General features: G+C 71.4%; 16 protein-coding genes. 5 read left to right on the forward strand and 11 right to left on the reverse strand.

Annotated features, from left to right (window positions below):
• Position 1 precedes the first annotated feature (1 nt).
• Positions 2–1,087, forward strand: coding sequence for an alkene reductase (locus tag WFK95_RS20435; protein ID WP_336671760.1), 1,086 nt, complete (start codon positions 2–4; stop codon positions 1,085–1,087).
• On the opposite strand, the gene WFK95_RS20440 is transcribed toward WFK95_RS20435, so the two are convergent.
• Entirely contained in the window at positions 1,067–2,062 is a 996-nt protein-coding gene (locus WFK95_RS20440) for a glutathione S-transferase family protein (RefSeq protein ID WP_336671761.1), read from the reverse strand. The genes WFK95_RS20435 and WFK95_RS20440 overlap by 21 nt on opposite strands.
• A 112-nt stretch (positions 2,063–2,174) precedes the next feature.
• On the opposite strand from WFK95_RS20440, the gene WFK95_RS20445 reads away from it, so the two are divergent.
• Complete coding sequence (locus tag WFK95_RS20445; protein ID WP_336671762.1) at positions 2,175–2,675, forward strand: LppP/LprE family lipoprotein; 501 nt, start codon at positions 2,175–2,177, stop codon at positions 2,673–2,675.
• 2 nt (positions 2,676–2,677) lie between these two features.
• Here the strand turns inward: WFK95_RS20445 and WFK95_RS20450 are convergent, their stop codons facing one another.
• Entirely contained in the window at positions 2,678–3,175 is a 498-nt protein-coding gene (locus tag WFK95_RS20450) for a VOC family protein (protein ID WP_336671763.1), read from the reverse strand.
• 74 nt (positions 3,176–3,249) lie between these two features.
• Between WFK95_RS20450 and WFK95_RS20455 the strand changes: the two genes are divergently transcribed.
• On the forward strand, positions 3,250–4,014 hold the full coding sequence (locus tag WFK95_RS20455; protein WP_336671764.1) for a helix-turn-helix transcriptional regulator: 765 nt from the start codon (positions 3,250–3,252) through the stop codon (positions 4,012–4,014).
• Here the strand turns inward: WFK95_RS20455 and WFK95_RS20460 are convergent, their stop codons facing one another.
• The gene (locus WFK95_RS20460) at positions 4,015–4,278 is read right to left on the reverse strand and encodes an Rv1893 family protein (RefSeq protein ID WP_336671765.1); all 264 of its coding nucleotides are present in this window, start codon (positions 4,276–4,278) and stop codon (positions 4,015–4,017) included.
• Positions 4,279–4,315: 37 nt separating this feature from the next.
• Here WFK95_RS20460 and WFK95_RS20465 point away from each other — a divergent pair, with 37 nt between their 5' ends.
• Together WFK95_RS20465 and WFK95_RS20470 are read left to right on the forward strand one after the other, a co-directional pair.
• Positions 4,316–5,974 carry a sigma-54-dependent Fis family transcriptional regulator gene (locus WFK95_RS20465; RefSeq protein WP_336671766.1) on the forward strand — a complete coding sequence of 553 codons (1,659 nt, stop codon included), beginning with the start codon at positions 4,316–4,318 and terminating at the stop codon, positions 5,972–5,974.
• A gap of 93 nt (positions 5,975–6,067) precedes the next feature.
• A complete protein-coding gene (locus WFK95_RS20470) occupies positions 6,068–7,537 on the forward strand; it encodes an aldehyde dehydrogenase (RefSeq protein WP_336671767.1) in 1,470 nt (489 codons plus the stop codon).
• Here the strand turns inward: WFK95_RS20470 and eutC are convergent.
• The 8 genes from eutC to WFK95_RS20510 all read right to left on the reverse strand — a co-directional run bounded on the left by eutC (position 7,528) and on the right by WFK95_RS20510 (position 16,435).
• Positions 7,528–8,355, reverse strand: a complete 828-nt coding sequence (gene eutC, locus WFK95_RS20475) for an ethanolamine ammonia-lyase subunit EutC (protein WP_336671768.1) — start codon at positions 8,353–8,355, stop codon at positions 7,528–7,530. The two genes, WFK95_RS20470 and eutC, sit on opposite strands and share 10 nt — an antisense overlap.
• A complete protein-coding gene (locus WFK95_RS20480; protein WP_336671769.1) occupies positions 8,352–9,767 on the reverse strand; it encodes an ethanolamine ammonia-lyase subunit EutB in 1,416 nt (471 codons plus the stop codon). The genes eutC and WFK95_RS20480 overlap by 4 nt, the downstream gene beginning before the upstream one ends.
• Before the next feature lie 25 nt (positions 9,768–9,792).
• Positions 9,793–11,055 carry a haloacid dehalogenase-like hydrolase gene (locus WFK95_RS20485; RefSeq protein WP_336671770.1) on the reverse strand — a complete coding sequence of 421 codons (1,263 nt, stop codon included), beginning with the start codon at positions 11,053–11,055 and terminating at the stop codon, positions 9,793–9,795.
• Positions 11,052–12,497 (reverse strand): ethanolamine permease, encoded by a 1,446-nt coding sequence (gene eat, locus WFK95_RS20490; protein WP_336671771.1) that lies wholly within the window; start codon positions 12,495–12,497, stop codon positions 11,052–11,054. Before eat ends, WFK95_RS20485 begins: the two co-directional genes overlap by 4 nt.
• Before the next feature lie 144 nt (positions 12,498–12,641).
• Positions 12,642–13,391, reverse strand: a complete 750-nt coding sequence (locus WFK95_RS20495; protein WP_336671772.1) for an ABC transporter ATP-binding protein — start codon at positions 13,389–13,391, stop codon at positions 12,642–12,644.
• Positions 13,378–14,229, reverse strand: coding sequence for an ABC transporter ATP-binding protein (locus WFK95_RS20500; RefSeq protein WP_336671773.1), 852 nt, complete (start codon positions 14,227–14,229; stop codon positions 13,378–13,380). Before WFK95_RS20500 ends, WFK95_RS20495 begins: the two co-directional genes overlap by 14 nt.
• Positions 14,226–15,407: a branched-chain amino acid ABC transporter permease gene (locus WFK95_RS20505; protein WP_336671774.1), complete on the reverse strand. Its 1,182-nt coding sequence runs from the start codon at positions 15,405–15,407 to the stop codon at positions 14,226–14,228. Before WFK95_RS20505 ends, WFK95_RS20500 begins: the two co-directional genes overlap by 4 nt.
• Entirely contained in the window at positions 15,404–16,435 is a 1,032-nt protein-coding gene (locus tag WFK95_RS20510) for a branched-chain amino acid ABC transporter permease (protein WP_336671775.1), read from the reverse strand. The genes WFK95_RS20505 and WFK95_RS20510 overlap by 4 nt, the downstream gene beginning before the upstream one ends.
• Between the last annotated feature and the right edge of the window lie 3 nt (positions 16,436–16,438).

Below are 16,438 nucleotides of genomic sequence, written 5' to 3' on the forward strand. Positions count from 1 at the left end.
CATGTCACTCCTCACGCCGTACCGCAGCCGAACCCTCGACCTCCCGAATCGCATCGTCATGGCGCCGATGACGCGCCTGCGGTCCGAGCCCGACGGCTCCCCGACCGCGGACGTCGCCGACTACTACCGCCAGCGGGCCGGCGCGGGCCTGATCGTCAGCGAGGGCATGTGGCCCCACTCCTCCGGGCAGAGCGAAGCCCGGGTGCCCGGGCTCGCGACGGACCGTCACGAGCGCGCGTGGGCCCGAGTCGTCGACGCCGTGCACGCCGAGGGCGGCCGCATCGTCGCGCAGCTCATGCACGGCGGGCGCAAGGGTCACCCCGCCGCCCGGATCGACGGTTCGGTGCCCGCCGGACCGTCGGCGGTGCCCGACGGCGACGTGCTGCACCTGCTCGACGGCTCCAAGGCGACGTGGCCGCGCCCCGCAGCGATGTCGATCGCCGAGATCGAGGCCGCGGTCGAGCAGTACGCGGCCTCCGCGCGGCGGGCCGTGGCGGCGGGCTTCGACGGCGTCGAGCTGCACGGCGCCAACAGCTACCTGGTCCACCAGTTCCTCGCGGACAACACGAACCTGCGCGACGACCGCTACGGCGGATCGGTCGCGAACCGGATGCGCTTCCCGCTCGAAGTGGTCGACGCCGTGACCGACGCCATCGGCGCCGAGCGCACGGCCATCCGGCTCTCGCCCGGGAACCCGCAGTTCTCCATGATCGAGCGCGATCCCGCCGAGCTGTACCGCGGCCTCGTCGACGAGCTGAACCGCCGCGGCCTGATGTACCTGCACCTGACCGACAACGACGACTACCCCGCGCTGGTGGACCTGCGACCGCGTTTCGACGGCACCGTCATCGCGAACGTGGGCGAGAACCGTGTTCCCACGTCGGCGCCCGCTGCCGAGCGGACACTGGCCGACGGTGCCGACCTGGTCTCCTTCGGCCGCGCGTTCATCGCCAACCCCGACCTGGTGGAACGGATCCGGCGAGCCCTGCCGTTGTCGGCGATCCGCGAGGACGTGCTCTACGGCCGTACCGCGGAGGGCTACTCCGACTACCCGTGCGCCGCGGTCTCAGCCGGCGGGGATCGGTAGCGGCGCGGGCGCGGTTCCGGCGCCGAAGGGGCTGCCGCCGAGCGCCTCCCGGCCGTGCGGGGTGAACCAGTTCTGCAGGTCCGGCCCCTTCGGCACGATGCCCGACGGGTTGATGTCGCGGTGCACCTCGTAGTAGTGCCGCTTGATGTGGTCGAAGTGCGTCGAGTCGCCGAACCCCGGTGTCTGGAACAGATCGCGCGCGTAGGCCCACAGCACGGGCATCTCGCTGAGCTTCTCCCGATTGCACTTGAAGTGGCCGTGGTACACCGGGTCGAACCGGGCCAGCGTGGTGAACAGGCGCACGTCGGCTTCGGTGATGGTGTCGCCCACCAGGTACCGCTGCGTGGCGAGGCGCTCGGAAAGCCAGTCGAGCCGGGAGAAGAGCTGGTCGTACGCGGCGTCGTAGGACTCCTGCGAGCCGGCGAAGCCGCATCGGTAGACGCCGTTGTTGACGTCGCGGTAGACCAGCGTGTTCACCTCGTCGATCTCGCCGCGCAGGTCCTCCGGGTAGAGCTGCGGCGCTCCGGGGCGATGAAAATCCGTCCACTCGAGCGAGAAGTCGATCGTGATCTGCGGGAAGTCGTTCGTGACGACGGCACCTGTCGGCACGTCGACGATCGCAGGCACCGTGATGCCCTTCGGGTAGTCGGGGACGCGCGCGAAATAGGCATCCTGCAGACGCGGGATCTGCAGCACCGGATCGAGGCCGCCGGGGTCGAGGTCGAAGGTCCACGACCGCTTGTCGTGCGTGGGGCCGGCGATGCCGAGGGAGATCGCGTCCTCGAGGCCCAGCAGCCGCCGCACGATGATGGTGCGGGTGGCCCACGGGCAGGCGTACGAGGCGACCAGGCGGTATCGGCCCGCCTCGACGGGATAGCCGTCCCTCCCGCCGCGGGTGATGCGGGTCTCGATGTACCGGGTGTCGCGCTCGTACGGCTTGTTCTCGGTGACGTAGCTGCCCTGTTCCTCGCTCATGGCATCAAGGTTAGTGACGCCCGCGGGGTAACGTCGAGTGATCGTTACCCGATACAAGCAGTGCCCGTCGATGGAGCCCGCGTCGACCTCCCGTCATGGAAGGACCGAAGCCATGCGCAAGCCTCTGATCGCCCTCGCCCTCTCCGCAGCGGCCGCCGCCTCCGTCGCCGGATCGGTTGTCGCCGGGACGGGCGCCGCCGGTGCCACGCCGATCGCCTGCCCCGAGCTCCCGCAGGACCGCATCGACGGCGCGATCCGCTCGATCGCACCGCCGATGCCCGGCGTCCCCTGGCGCGTGACCGGCATGGGCGGCTCCGTCGACTGCACCCTGAACTGGGTGCGCCTCGACACGGACCGCGGCACCGGCAGCTCGCCCGTGCAGATCCTGCTCTTCGACCACAAGAAGTTCGCCGGCACCCCGACGCCGAAGGGCGACGCCTTCACCTCGGTCGTCGGCAGCAATGGGCCCGGCCAGATCACCATCCGGTTCAAGTGGCTGGGTCCGAACGACGCGAACGCCGCCCCGTCGGGCTCGGCCGACGTCCGATTCCAGACGATGCCGCAGTCGCCGCCCCGGCCCCTCGACCCGATTCCCGCGCAGGTCGCGGACTGACGTCAGGCCTGCGCCGCGGCCCACTCCTCGACACGGGCGGCGCTCTCCTCGTCGCTGAGGTCCTCGACGCGGGTCATGATCGACCAGCGCACTCCGAACGGGTCGCGGATGCTGGCGAACCGGTCGCCGGAGACGAAGTTCGCCACCGGCTCCCGGACCGTCGCGCCCGCGGCCTCGGCGCGCGCGACCACGTCGTCGACGCTGCTGCAGTACAGCCCCAGCGAGTAGCAGTCGGCGTCACCGTCGGGCATGGGGACGAGGCCGAATTGCGGGTTGGGCTCGCCGAGCTGAAGTCGCCCATTCCCGAAGTCGAGTTCGGCGTGGACGACGACGCCGCCCATCTCGGTGACGCCGAGCGAGCGGGCCCCGAACACCGACGTGTAGAAGTCGATGGCGGCCTTCGCGTTCGGGATCGCGAGGAAGGGCGTCAGCGAGGAGAAGGAGTGCGGGACGCCGTCGGTCGTGTGTGCGCCGCTCGCGGCGGTGATGTTCTCTGTCATGCCGCTAACGCTACGAGCGGCGGCCGCCCCGGCGATTGAACATTCGCGACAGACCTCGGGCCTACGATCGATCCGTGAACCCCCGCGGCATCCTCTACCCGGCGCAGCTGCCCACCTTCGAGCGGCGGGCGGCCTCCCCCGCCGCGGACCCGCTGGTCCGCTGGTTCTGGATCTCGCAGTGGGAGATCGCACCCGGCCGAACCTCACGGCAGGACGTGCTCGCCTTCCCCGCCCTCAACCTGGTGGTCGAGCCGGAACTCGTCGGGCTCGCGGGCGCGACCACGGAGCGCTCGCACCGCGACCTCGTCGGCACCGGGTGGGCGGTCGGCGCGCTGCTGCGGCCCGCGGCGACGCCGGCGGTCACCGACGACGCGCGCGCGATTCTGGATGCCTACCCCGCCGTCGATGCTCCGGAGTTGCACGAGACCGTCGCCGCGGCGATGCACCGCGGGGACCTCGCAGGCGCCTGCCTCGCGGTCGAATCCTGGCTCACCGCACGGGTTCCGACGGTGTCCGATGACGCCGAGCTCGCCAATCGGCTGGTCGTCGCCATCGAGGAGGACGAGGAGATCCTCACCGTCGAGGACGCGGCGGCCACGATCGGGGTCTCGCCGCGGACAGCGCAGCGCCTCACCCGGCGATTCGTCGGGCTCACTCCCCTCGCGCTGATCCACCGCCGCCGGCTGCAGCATGCGGCGCACCTGCTGAGCACGGAGCCGGGCACCGCGGTGGCCGACATCGCCGCGGAACTGGGCTACGCCGACCAGTCGCACCTCGTCCGGGACTTCCGGAAGGTCCTCGGGTTCACGCCCGGCGGCTACCGCCGCACCGCGCAGTGATCAGTCCTTGCGGGTCACCCTGTCGGCGACGCCGTCCGACGCCTCTCGCGCCGTGTCGAGGTTCTCGCCGGCCAGCTTGACGCCTTCGGCGGTCGCCTCGGTGGCGATGTCCGCCGCACTGCTGGCGATCCGGCTGATGCCGCCCTTCAGGTCACCCTTCAGCACCTCGCCCGCGCCCTCGACGATCTCACCGGACTTGCGGACCGAGTCCGCCGCGATCTTGGTGACCGCCTCGATGTTGTCCTGGATCCGCTTGCCGATCATCGCCGCTCCTCCGCTCGTTCTTCGAGAGTAACCTGGCGTGATCGATACCACACCCGACCCCGTCGTGCGCCCCGAGATCGGACTCTCCTGGCGACGGTCGGCCCTGTCGGGAATCACCCCCGAGCGCGCGCCGCAGGTCCGGATCGACGAGGACTTCGGCGGCCGCGCCGCACTGCTCCGAGCGGCCCGGCCCATCCTCGACGCCGCCGCGGTCCAGCTCGCGGACACGGGCACCGCACTGTTCCTCGTGGACAGCGACTCCCGGATCGTGGCGAGCACCTTCGGCGGCGCCCGGGTCGCGCGGGACCTCGACCGGATCGGCGCGGTCCGGGGTGCGCGGATGGGCGAGGACGTCGTGGGCACCACCGCGCTCGGCACCCCGCTGGAGACCCGCTCGCCGCTGACGGTGAACGGCGCCGAGCACTACCTCGAGGCCTACAAGCACCTGAGCTGCTTCGGCCGCCCGATCGTCCACCCGACGACCCGCAGGCTGGACGGGATCCTCTGCATGACATCGGTCGGCGACCACGTCCACTCGCTGTTCCGGCCGATGGTCGACCGGTTCGCCGCCGACATCGAGTCGCGGCTGCTGCACGGCAGCCAGGCCGGGCATCGGCTTGCCCTGGACGCGTTCCACACGCGGTCCGGGCGACGGGGCGTCGCCGTCGTGGCGGTGGGCGACGACCTCCTGCTCCTCGACAACCTCGCCTCCGACCTGCTCGACGCGGCGGACATCGGCGCGCTCCGGGCCCTCGCCGCCGACCGTGGCGGCGCGGTTCCGACGTCACTGGTGCTCTCGTCCGGTGTCCCGGTCGAGGTGCTCGCGACCCGGATCGCCGGCCCCGGTGCGGCTACCGTCTACGAACTGCTGCAGCCGGACCGCCGGAGCGCGCCGATCCCGCGCGGCGCGGTGTCCGGCACGACCGACCCGCTCGCCGCGGACCTGCCGACGCTGGACGGGCCGACGCGGACCGTCGCCGTCCTCGGCGAGCCCGGCACGGGCCGCACCACCGCGGCGCGTCTCGCGGCCGGGTCCGCACCGATCGAACTGGTGGACGCCGTCGAACGGATCGGGCAGGGCCGCGCGCCGGACCTCGCGGAGGCGGCGGCTGCCGCGCGCCGGTCCGGCGCGGTCCTCGTCGTCGACGGCGTCGACCTGCTGCCGGATCACGAGCTGACGGTGCTCCGCGGGATGGTCGTCCGACGGGACCCGTGCACGATCCTGGTCGGCCCGCCACCGTCGGACCTGCGGCCGGGCGCGAGTGCCGCGGTGGCGTTGTGCGACGAGCAGATCGTGCTCCCCGCACTCCGGCATCGACCGGGGCAGCTCGCGGCGTTCGCCTCGGCCTTGCTGGACCGCCGCGGCAGCGGCGGCACGCTCGGTGCCGGCGTGATCGACGCGCTCTCCGGGCACGACTGGCCGGCCAACCTGAGCGAGCTCGACCGGGTCCTGGCGGCGGCGGTCGCGACCGCGGCGACGCGGGGTTCCCGGCAGGTCACCGTCGAAGACCTGCCGCAGCGGTACCGTGGCACCGCCCGCGCGGCGGGGCTGACCCTGCTCGAACGCACTGAACGGCAGCAGATCATCGACTCGCTGGCGCGCTGCCGCGGCAACAAGGCGCACGCGGCGAAGGAACTCGGGATCAGCCGCAGCACGCTGTACGTGCGTCTGCGCGCGCTCGGCGTCGACGGGTGAGTGTCCGGGACTCGGACAGTTACGGGGCGTCCCGCCGGGCGAAGATCGATGCACAGTGACGTCGGTCACCATCGAATCGGAGGATTCCCAGCCATGACCATCAGCAGCGCACCCACCGGCGAGTACCTCGCCCACCGATCCCTGTACATCGGCGCAGAATGGGTGGCCCCGCGCGGAGCCGGCACCATCGAGGTGATCTCCCCCAACACGGGCCTCCCGATCGGTGAGGTACCCGACGGCACGCCGGCGGACATCGACGCCGCGGTCGCCGCCGCTCGCGCCGCGTTCGACGATCCGTCCGTGTGGTCCGGCCTTCCGGCGTCCGAGCGCGCCGCCGCCCTGCGTCGCTTCGCCGACGAGATCGATGCCCGCAAGGACCGGCTCGCGGCGCTCGTCTCGGCGCAGAACGGGATGCCGATCTCCGTCGCAGGGCAGCTCGAGGCCGTATACCCGCCGACCCTGCTGCGCTACTACGCGGACCTCGCCGAGGCGCAGGGGCCCGACGTGCGCGACGGGATGTTCGGCGGCACCGTCGAGGTGCAGCGGTCCCCGTTGGGCGTCGTCGGCGCGATCGCGCCGTGGAACTTCCCGCAGACCCTGGCGTCGTTCAAGTACGCGCCCGCACTGGCCGCCGGCTGCACCCTGGTCCTGAAGCCCTCGCCCGAGACCGTCCTCGACTCCTTCGTGCTCGCGGAGGCCGCTGAGGCGGCGGGCATTCCGGCGGGCGTGATCAACATCGTCCCCGGCGGCCGGGAGGCCGGGGCCCACCTCGTCGAGCACCCCGGCATCGACAAGGTGGCGTTCACCGGGTCCACCGCCGCGGGCCGCCGGATCGCCGAGACGTGCGGCCGTCTGCTGCGCCCCGTGACCCTGGAGCTCGGCGGCAAGTCCGCGACGATCGTGCTCGACGACGCCGAGCTCGACCTCGCATCGATCGGCAACGAGCTGTTCGTGGCGACCCTCGCCAACAACGGCCAGACCTGCTTCCTGGGCACCCGCGTGCTCGCGCCCCGCAGCCGCTACGACGAGGTGGTGGACGTGCTGACCACCTTCGCGGGGTCGATGACCGTCGGCGACTCGCTGGACCCGAACACCCAGATCGGCCCGATGGCCACCGCGCACCACCGGGACCGGGTCGAGGGCTACATCGCCCAGGGCCGCGCCGAGGGCGGGCGCATCACCACCGGCGGGGGCCGGCCGGCCGGAATGGACGCCGGCTGGTACGTGCAGCCGACCGTCTTCGCCGACGTGGACAACACCGCGACGATCTCCCGTGAGGAGATCTTCGGGCCCGTGCTCTCGGTGATCGGATACGACACCGACGCCGACGCGGTCGCCATCGCCAACGACAGCGAGTACGGGCTCGGCGGCACGGTGTGGAGCGCGGACCCCGAGCGGGCCCGGTCAGTCGCCTCCCGGGTGCAGACGGGCACGATCGGCCTGAGCCGCTACATCCCCGATCCGATCGCGCCCTTCGGCGGCGTCAAGCAGAGCGGCATGGGCCGGGAGCTCGGGCCCGAGGGCCTGGCCGCGTACCAGAACCTCAAGTCGATCTATCGGTGACCGGCAGGACGATCCCCACCGATCTCGTGAGCGCGACGGGCGTCGCCGCCCTCCAGCTCGGCGCGTGAGGTGTCCTTGAGGTCGACGCCGGACCGGCCGAGACGCCGGGCCCCCACGACCAGACCGGCCGCGATGCGGGCGGCGTCCGCGTAGCCGAGGCCCTCGGGCGGGTGGATGTTGGAGATGCAGTTGCGGTGCGCGTCGGTGACGCCGGCCCCGAAGTCCTCGGGGTCGGCGCGGTGCGTCAGGTAGATGCCGAGGCTGTCGGCGACGGACAGGCCCGGTCGCTCGCCGATGAGCACGAGCAGCGTGCGCACCCCGAGCGCCCGCGCGACGTGATCCCCCAGTGCGACGCGGGCCTGGGTGGCGATGACCGGCGGCGCGACGGTGACGTCGGGCGGCAGGGCGGCGAGGATCGCTGCGGCGAGCGCCACGCCGTGGTCGGTGAGCGCCCGCGGCGACAGGCCGTCGGCGAGGACGAGCGCGACGTCTGCGGCACCGTCGGACACCGTCGGGAGGCCGGACAGGTCGGCGGGCTCCCGGCCCAAGTCGGGCCGACGCAGGTACTCGCCGCGGTCGGCGGCGCGGCTCGTCACGACGACGGGTACGCCGAGCCCCAGGTCGCGGGCGCGGGCGACGAGGTTGTCGGCGTCGAGGGGCTGGTGGACGGCGTCGCGCGCCGCGGCGTGGGCGGCGGCGAACTCGAGGACGCGCCGGGTGGGCAGCGCATCGCCGGTGCGCCCCAGCCCGATCCGCGACTGGGTCGTCGAGCGCAGGGCGTCCCAGAACGGCTCGTCGGACCGCTCGGGCGCGCTCACCGTGAGACCCCCGCCGCGAGCTCGCGCAGCGGCGACGCCTCGACGGCCACGTCGCGCAGGCCGCCGGCCTCGTCGGTCATGCCCTGCCGTGCCAGCCAGGCGTCGAACTCCGGCGCGGGCCGCAGCCCGAGCGCCCGGCGCACGTAGAGCGCGTCGTGGAAGGCGAGCGACTGGTAGCCGAGCATCACGTCGTCGGCGCCGGGCACCGTGATGACGAACGACACCCCCGCGACGGCGAGCAGCGTGAGCAGGTCGTCCATGTCGTCCTGGTCGGCCTCGGCGTGGTTGGTGTAACACACGTCGACGCCCATCGGCAGGCCCAGGAGCTTGCCGCAGAAGTGGTCCTCGAGGCCGGCGCGGGTGATCTGCTTGCCGTCGTAGAGGTACTCGGGACCGATGAAGCCGACCACGGTGTTGACCAGCAGCGGGTCCAAGTGCCGAGCCACGGCGTAGGCCCGGGTCTCGAGGGTCTGCTGGTCGACGGGCGCGCCGTCGGTGCCGAGGTGCGTGCCGGACGAGAGCGCCGAACCCTGCCCGGTCTCCAGGTACATGACGTTGTTCCCGACGGTGCCGCGACCCAGCTCGCGCGCCGCGGCGTTCGCCTCGTCCAACAGCGAGATCGTCACGCCGAACGCGGAGTTCGCGCCCTCCGTGCCGGCGATCGACTGGAACACCAGGTCCACGGGCGCGCCCTGCTCGATGAGCCCGAGCGTGGTGGTGACGTGGCTGAGCACGCACGACTGGGTCGGGATGTCGAAGCGGGTGCGCACCTCGTCGAGCAGGTGCAGCAGGTCGGACGTCGCGTGCGGCGAGTCGGTGGCGGGGTTGATGCCGATCACCGCGTCGCCGCAGCCGAGCAGCAGGCCGTCGAGGGTGGCGGCGGCGATCCCCCGCGGATCGTCGGTCGGGTGGTTCGGCTGCAGGCGGGTCGCGAGCGTGCCCGGCAGCCCGACGGTGGTGCGGAAGCCGGCGGTCACGCGGACCGCCCGTGCCACGGCGATGAGGTCCTGGTTGCGCATCAGCTTGCTCACCGCCGCCACCATCTCCGGGGTGAGGGCCGGGCCGAGCGCGGCGAGCCGGGCACCGGCATCGTCGGCCACGGAGATCCGCAGGAGGAGGTCCCGGAGGTCTCCGACGGTGAGGTGCGCGATCGGCGCGAAGGCCGCCCGGTCGTGGCTGTCGATGATGAGGCGCGTGACCTCGTCGGACTCGTACGGCACGACGAGCTCCTCGAGGAGTGCCGTGAGCGGGACGTCGGCGAGGGACCACTTCGCGGCGGCCCGCTCGGCGTCGGAGGCCGCCGCGCAGCCGGCGAGCTGGTCGCCGGAGCGCAGCGGCGTGGCCTTGGCCAGCAGGTCGGCCATCGAGGTGAAGGTGAAGGTCTCCCCGCGCACGGATTGGCTGCGGATCATGATTGCTCCGTTCGAGAGGTGGCTTCTAGTAGACGGTATCCGCGACGGAGCCCAGCGGGGCGCCGTCGGGGCCGCGGACCGGCACCTTCGCCCCGGCGGCGTCGGTGCCCGCGGTCGCGCACGCGTAGGGCTTCGCCTGCGGCTTGGGCTCGATGAACATGGGGTTCACCAGCCACTTGCCGTCCGCGTCGGCGTACGCCGTGCACATGAGCTCGGGGACGTTGCGGTTGATCACCAGGCGCAGGCCGGTCGCGTCGCCGAGGAAAGTGATGTCGGTGACCGAGTCGCCGGCGGAGAGCACCTGCCGACGGTCCGCGGGCGCCTGCTGCCAGGCCGCCGCCCCGGTGATGCCCAGGACCTCCTGGTTGACCAGGCAGCGCTTGCCGTCGATGTAGTTGATCATCGAGTCGTCGCCGTCGGGGACGTCTCCGCAGCCGCGCAGATGCGGGGCGATCTTCCCGTCCGCGACGACGGGGCGGATGCCGATCAGCTTGTCCGGGGCGAGGCCCACCTCGGGCGCCCAGGCCCGGACCACCGGCTGCGCCGACGCGGAGATGATCCGGACGTCGAAGCCGTTGGCGGCGAGCGTCCCGATGAGGTCTTTGATCTGGCTGTAGTAGCGGACCCAAGCGGCGACCTCGGTGGTGCCGACCCGCTGCTTCGCGCCCTCGGGAGCGGCCAGCGCCTCGGTGCGGGCGGTCTTCGCGAAGTCCTCGATCTCGGCCTCGGTGTAGCCGGCCATGAGCTGGACCACCCATGCGTACGCGGGCTCCATGCGGCGATGGTCGAAGCCGGCGAAGGCGGGCTTCCCGCCGATCTCGGCATCGTCGACCACCGCGACGAGAGCGTCGGCACAGCGGGTGTCGCGGTCGGTGGGCAGCGGGGCGCCCGGGGCCGCGAGCGCGGTCGGGCACGCCTCCGCGAGCGCCTGCGCCGCCTCGGGGACCAGGTAGCGGCTGGTCGTGCGCCAGTCGCCGTTCGCCGGCTGCCGAATCTTGCCGGTGCGGATCATCCAGTAAGCGGTCGCGGAGCCGATGTCGTTGCGCACCACTGTGTTGTCCCAGTCGAACAGGGCGACCGGGGCGGCGCCGTCGTGGCCGGTGCCGCAGTGGCCGCGCTCGGCGATCAGCTTCTGGAGGCGGTCGTGGTTGTCGCCGTACCAGCCCGCGTCCGGGGCCAGGGTGCGGCACTCGGCGGCCTTGTCCTGCGCGTCGTTCGTCGTGCAGGCCGCGATCGGGGCGAGCGCCAGGAGGGCGACGGCGGTGACGGCCGCGCGGATCCGCCTCACTTCAGGTCCCGTTCGGCGTCGGCGAGGGCGGCGAACTCCTCGTCGGGCGAGTTGGCCACCAGGTGATGGCGGCTGTACACGCCGAAGTAGACGAGGAAGGCAGCGAACGCCGCGAGGGTCAGGCCGGCCGCCGTCGGGTCGACGAGGAACGTCGCGACGACGGCGATGCACGCGATGACGAGCGCGAACGAGGTGGTCACGATGCCGCCGGGCGTGCGGTACGGGCGCGGCATGTCGGGCTCGCGGCGGCGCAGCACGATGTGGCTGATCATCATGAGCACGTAGCTGACGGCGGCGCCGAAGACGGCCATGTTGAGGAGCATCGCGCCCTCGCCCGTGAGCGACAGGGCGAAGCCGATGACGCCGGGGACGATCAGCGCGAGCACCGGCGCCTTGCGGGCGTTGGTGACCGAGAGGCTCTTCGGCAGGTAGCCGGCGCGCGAGAGCGCGAAGGTCTGGCGCGAGTAGGCGTACATGATGGAGAAGAAGCTCGCGACCAGGCCGGCGAGGCCGATGTAGTTGACCACCTTCGCGGCGGTACCGTCACCCAGTGCTTCCACGAGCGGGTTGCCCGACGCGGCCATGGCGTTGGCGCCGACGGCGCCGGGTGCGAGCAGGAAGACCGTCGCGCCGGTGACCACCAGGATGAGCATCGCGACGATGATGCCGCGCGGCACGTTCTTCTCGGGCTCGCGCGCCTCCTCCGCGGCGAGCGGGACGCCCTCGATGGCGAGGAAGAACCAGATCGCGAAGGGCACGGCTGCCCAGATGCCGAGGTAGCCGTGCGGAAGCCAGCTCGAGGCGCCCGCGGCGTCGGTGACCGCGATGTCGGTGAGGTTGTGGGCGTCGAACTTCCCGATGGCGAAGACCGCGAAGATCACGAGGCCGACCAGGGCGATCGCGGTGATGACGAACATCGCCTTGAGCGCCTCGCCCGCGCCGGTGAGGTGGATGCCGATGAAGAGCGCGTAGACGAACAGGTACACCCACCAGCCGTCGGTGATCCCGAACAGGTTCAGGGATTGCACATAAGCGCCGATGAACGTGGCGATCGCGGCGGGCGCGATGGAGTACTCGATGAGGATCGCGATGCCGGTGGCGTAACCGCCCCAGGGCCCCATCGCGCGGCGGGCGAAGGTGTAGCCGCCACCGGCCGCGGGCAGTGCCGAGGACATCTCTGCCATGCCGAGCACCATCGCGAGGTACATCCCGGCGATGACGACCGCGGCGATGGCGAGGCCGCCCCAGCCGCCCTGCGCGAGCCCGTTGTTCCAGCCGGCGTAGTCGCCGGAGATCACGTAGCTCACGCCCAGGCCCGCCAGCAGCACCCAGCCGGCGGAACCCGACCGGAGGGTGCGTTTGGCGAGATAGTCGTCGGACTCGATGGTGGCGTCCACCCCGTCGTGGTGGAGCTGTTGCGGCGCCTGGCGCTCTGTACTCATGTGGGCCTTCCTGATCACGGTCGATCCTGTTCCCGGCGTGTTTCCGGAATCGGATCGGCGTGTTTCACCGACGGGTCTTGTCGGTGTGATCCAGAACACTACGAGTCAAGAGTTGCAGCGGGGTTGCAGCGCAGGTGGCCGGTGTCAGGCGACGCCGAGGTAGGCCGCGCGGATCCGTGGGTCGGCGAGCAGCTCGCGTCCTCCGCCCTCGACGGTGACCTCCCCCGTCTCCAGCACGTACGCGCGGTCCGACCTGGTCAGGGCCTGCTGGGCGTTCTGCTCGACGAGCAGGATCGTGGTGCCGGCGCGGTTGATCTCGGCGATGATCCCGAAGATCTGGGCGATCACGCGCGGCGCGAGGCCCATGGACGGCTCGTCGAGGAGCAGGAGCCGCGGGCGCGACATCAGCGCGCGCCCGATCGCGAGCATCTGCTGCTCGCCGCCGGACATGGTGCCGCCGGCTTGCTTCCGTCGCTCCGCGAGCCGCGGGAACAGCTCGAAGACGTGGTCCAGGGTCTGCGCATAATCGGCCTTCGACGGGAACTTCCGGCCGTGGCACCCCATGTCGAGGTTCTCCTGCACCGTCATCCCCGGGAACACGCGCCGGCCCTCCGGGACCTGGACGATGCCCGCCTTCACCCGGAGGTGCGCCGGCATCGTCGTGATGTCCCGCCCCTCGAACTCCAGCGTCCCGCGCGCGACGGGGACCAGCCCCGACAGGGCGCGCATGGTGGTGGACTTGCCGGCGCCGTTGGCGCCGAGCAGCGTCACCAGCTCCCCCTGTCGCACTTCGAGGTTCACCCCGTGCAGGGCCTGGATCCGGCCGTACCGGACGGCCAGATCGGTGATCCGGAGGACGGGCGCGGCGCCGCCCGGCTCGTCAGAGTTCGTCATCGGGCACTCCCAGGTAGGCGGCGATCACCTTGGGGTCGTCGCGGATCTCCGTGGGCCGGCCGTCGGCGATCCTGCGGCCGAACTCGAGCACCACGATCCGGTCGCAGACGCCCATCACCAGGCGCATGTCGTGCTCGATCAGCAGCACGGTGTAGCCGTCGTCGCGGATCTTGCGGATGAGGTCCATGAGCGCGGACTTCTCGCTGGGGTTGAAGCCCGCGGCGGGCTCGTCCAGGCACAGCAGCTTCGGCTCGGTGGCCAGGGCGCGGGCGATCTCGAGCCGCCGCTGGTCGCCGTAGGGCAGGTTCTTGGCCTTGACGGCGGCCCGGTTCCCGATGCCGACGAACTCGAGGAGGGCCATGCCGCGTGCGACCGCGTCGGCCTCTTCGGCCCAGTGCCGGGGCAGGCGCAGCACGGCCCCGAAGACCGAGGTGCGGTGCCGCGCGTCGGTGCCCACGACGACGTTCTCGAGCGCGGTCATCTCGTTGAACAGCCGGATGTTCTGGAAGGTGCGGGCGATTCCCGCGCGGGTGATCCGATTGCGCTTGACGCGGGCCAACGGCGCACCGTCGAACGTGACGGTGCCCGCGCTCGGCTTGTAGACGCCCGTGATCGCGTTGAAGCACGTGGTCTTGCCGGCGCCGTTCGGCCCGATCAGGCCGAGGATCTCGCCCCGTCGGATGGAGAAGGTGACGTCGTCGAGGGCCTTGAGCCCGCCGAAGGCGACGGACAGCCCGTCGACCTCCATGAGGGTGTCGCCGACGTCGGCCTCGACGTCGCGTTTCGGCGCCACCACCTCAGCGACGATCTCGGCGCGCAGCGGATCCGGATCGCTCATGCGACACCCCCTTCCCGGCGGTAGATCCTGCGCCCGAACGCGATCAGCTTCTGCCGGGCCGGGAACAGGCCCTGCGGGCGGAAGATCATCAGCACCACCAGGGCGATGCCGAAGAACAGGTACTTGAAGTCGCCGAGGCTCTGGCCGCCCACCTGGATCCCCTGCACCCGCGCGGGCAGATAGACGATGAGGAACGCGCCCACGATGACCCCGAGTTTGTTGCCCTGCCCGCCCAGGACCACCGCGCACAGGAAGAGCATCGAGTTGATCACGTTGAAGTTCTGCGGATCCACGTACTGGACCTGACCGGCGTACAGGGCCCCGGACATGCCGCCGATACCCGCGCCGATGACGAAGGCCCACAGCTTGAACCGGAACGTGGGCACGCCCATGATCTCGGCGGCGTCCTCGTCGTCGCGGATCGCCACCCAGGCCCGGCCGACCCGCGACCGTTCCAGATTGCCCACGATCACGAGCACGATCAGCACGAGCACGATCCCGAGCCAGTACCACCACACGCCCGAATTGAGCGGGTCCGCACCGTTGCCCGAGGAGAAGACGCCCTCGTTGTTGTTCGACGGTGCCTTCCCGACCGGCGGGAAGGCGATCTCGGACAGGCCCGACGCGCCGTTCGTGATGTCGGTGAAGTTCTGGGCGGAGAGGCGCACGATCTCGCCGAAGCCGAGGGTCACGATCGCGAGGTAGTCGCCCCGCAGCCGCAGCGTGGGCGTCCCCAGGATGAGGCCGGAGACGCCCGTGATGACGATCGCGAGCGGGACGCAGGCCAGCCAGGCCCACGTCCCCGTGTGCTCGAAGATCCCGTGGCTGCGGCCCGCGAACAGCGGACTGGACGGGCTCGTGAGGATGGCGACGGTATAGGCGCCCACGGCGTAGAAGCCCACGTAGCCGAGGTCGAGGAGGCCCGTCTGTCCGACCACCACGTTGAGGCCGATCGCGATGAGGGCGAGCATCGCGACCTGGGCCATGACCGCGCCGAAGTCGACGGCGGTCGTCGGGATCAGCGGAATCGGCAGGACCGGCAGGAGGGCGACCAGGACGAGCACGGGCACCCCGACGAGCCACTGCATCGGTCGCGCCAGCCCGTCCCACCACTCGCGCAGCGGGTCGATGACTCCCTTGTGCGGCTTCGACGGTGCCGCGGGCGTTTCCGTGGTCATGCGCGGGCCCGTCCCAACTTCTCGCCGAGGATCCCGCTCGGACGGAACATCAGCACCACGATCAGCAGGACGAAGGCCACGACGTCCTTCCACTGGTTGCCGAACAGGATCGACCCGTAGTTCTCCGCGACGCCCAGGATCAGGCCGCCGAGAAGCGCGCCCCGGATGTTGCCGATACCGCCGAGCACCGCGGCGCAGAAGGCCTTGATACCCAACAGGAATCCGCCGTTGTAGACGATGCCGCTCGGCAACCGCAGGGTGTAGAGCAGTGCGGCGGCGCCCGCGAGGAGTCCGCCGATCAGGAACGTGAGCATGATGACCCGCTCCTTCGAGACGCCCATCAGGGTGGCCGCGTCCGGGTCCTGCGCGACGGCCCGGATCGCGCGACCGAAGCCGGTGCGGTTGATCATCAGGTCGACCGCCACCGCCAGCGCCAGCGCCGCGCCGATGATCACCAGCGTGACGTTGGTGATCTGTGCGCCGAAGATCGTGAACTGCGTCGACGGCCGCACCAGCGAGATGATCGGCTGCGCGCTCGATCCGCCCAGCCGGGGCTCGACCGGCACCTGCGGCAGCACGTACTGCACGATCTGCTGCAGCACGAAGGACATCCCGATCGCGGTGATGAGGAAGACCAGCGGCCGGGCGCCGCGCCGGCGCAGGGGCCGGTAGGCCACCCGCTCCAGGCCGAGCGCGACTCCGCCGGAGACCGCCATGGCCCCCACCCCCGCCACCAGCAGATAGACGAGGGTGAGTGCCACGCCCTGGTCGTAGGTGTTGCCGCTGGGCGTGAACCCCAGCATCACCAGCACGACGTACTGGCCGAACATGCCGAACATGAACACTTCCGAATGCGCGAAGTTGATCAGTTTCAGTACGCCGTAGACCAGGGTGTAGCCCACCGCGACGAGCGCGTAGATGGCCCCGTACGTCAGGCCCTCCACCGTGAGGGTCCAGAACCCGTCGATCAGCCCGCCGGGGTTGAAGTCGATCGACGATGCGAGGACCGCGGTGTCGCCGATTCCCACGTC

The organism is Tsukamurella sp. USMM236, from assembly GCF_037148755.1.
In the GTDB taxonomy this organism is placed as follows: domain Bacteria; phylum Actinomycetota; class Actinomycetes; order Mycobacteriales; family Mycobacteriaceae; genus Tsukamurella.

Excerpts from the sequence above, each read along its gene's own strand:
- WFK95_RS20435 (WP_336671760.1), top strand. The coding sequence starts at position 2 with ATGTCACTCCTCACGCCGTACCGCAGCCGAACCCTCGACCTCCCGAAT.
- WFK95_RS20440 (WP_336671761.1), bottom strand. The coding sequence starts at position 2,062 with ATGAGCGAGGAACAGGGCAGCTACGTCACCGAGAACAAGCCGTACGAG.
- WFK95_RS20445 (WP_336671762.1), top strand. The coding sequence starts at position 2,175 with ATGCGCAAGCCTCTGATCGCCCTCGCCCTCTCCGCAGCGGCCGCCGCC.
- WFK95_RS20450 (WP_336671763.1), bottom strand. The coding sequence starts at position 3,175 with ATGACAGAGAACATCACCGCCGCGAGCGGCGCACACACGACCGACGGC.
- WFK95_RS20460 (WP_336671765.1), bottom strand. The coding sequence starts at position 4,278 with ATGATCGGCAAGCGGATCCAGGACAACATCGAGGCGGTCACCAAGATC.
- WFK95_RS20470 (WP_336671767.1), top strand. The coding sequence starts at position 6,068 with ATGACCATCAGCAGCGCACCCACCGGCGAGTACCTCGCCCACCGATCC.
- WFK95_RS20480 (WP_336671769.1), bottom strand. The coding sequence starts at position 9,767 with ATGATCCGCAGCCAATCCGTGCGCGGGGAGACCTTCACCTTCACCTCG.
- eat (WP_336671771.1), bottom strand. The coding sequence starts at position 12,497 with ATGAGTACAGAGCGCCAGGCGCCGCAACAGCTCCACCACGACGGGGTG.
- WFK95_RS20495 (WP_336671772.1), bottom strand. The coding sequence starts at position 13,391 with ATGACGAACTCTGACGAGCCGGGCGGCGCCGCGCCCGTCCTCCGGATC.
- WFK95_RS20500 (WP_336671773.1), bottom strand. The coding sequence starts at position 14,229 with ATGAGCGATCCGGATCCGCTGCGCGCCGAGATCGTCGCTGAGGTGGTG.
- WFK95_RS20505 (WP_336671774.1), bottom strand. The coding sequence starts at position 15,407 with ATGACCACGGAAACGCCCGCGGCACCGTCGAAGCCGCACAAGGGAGTC.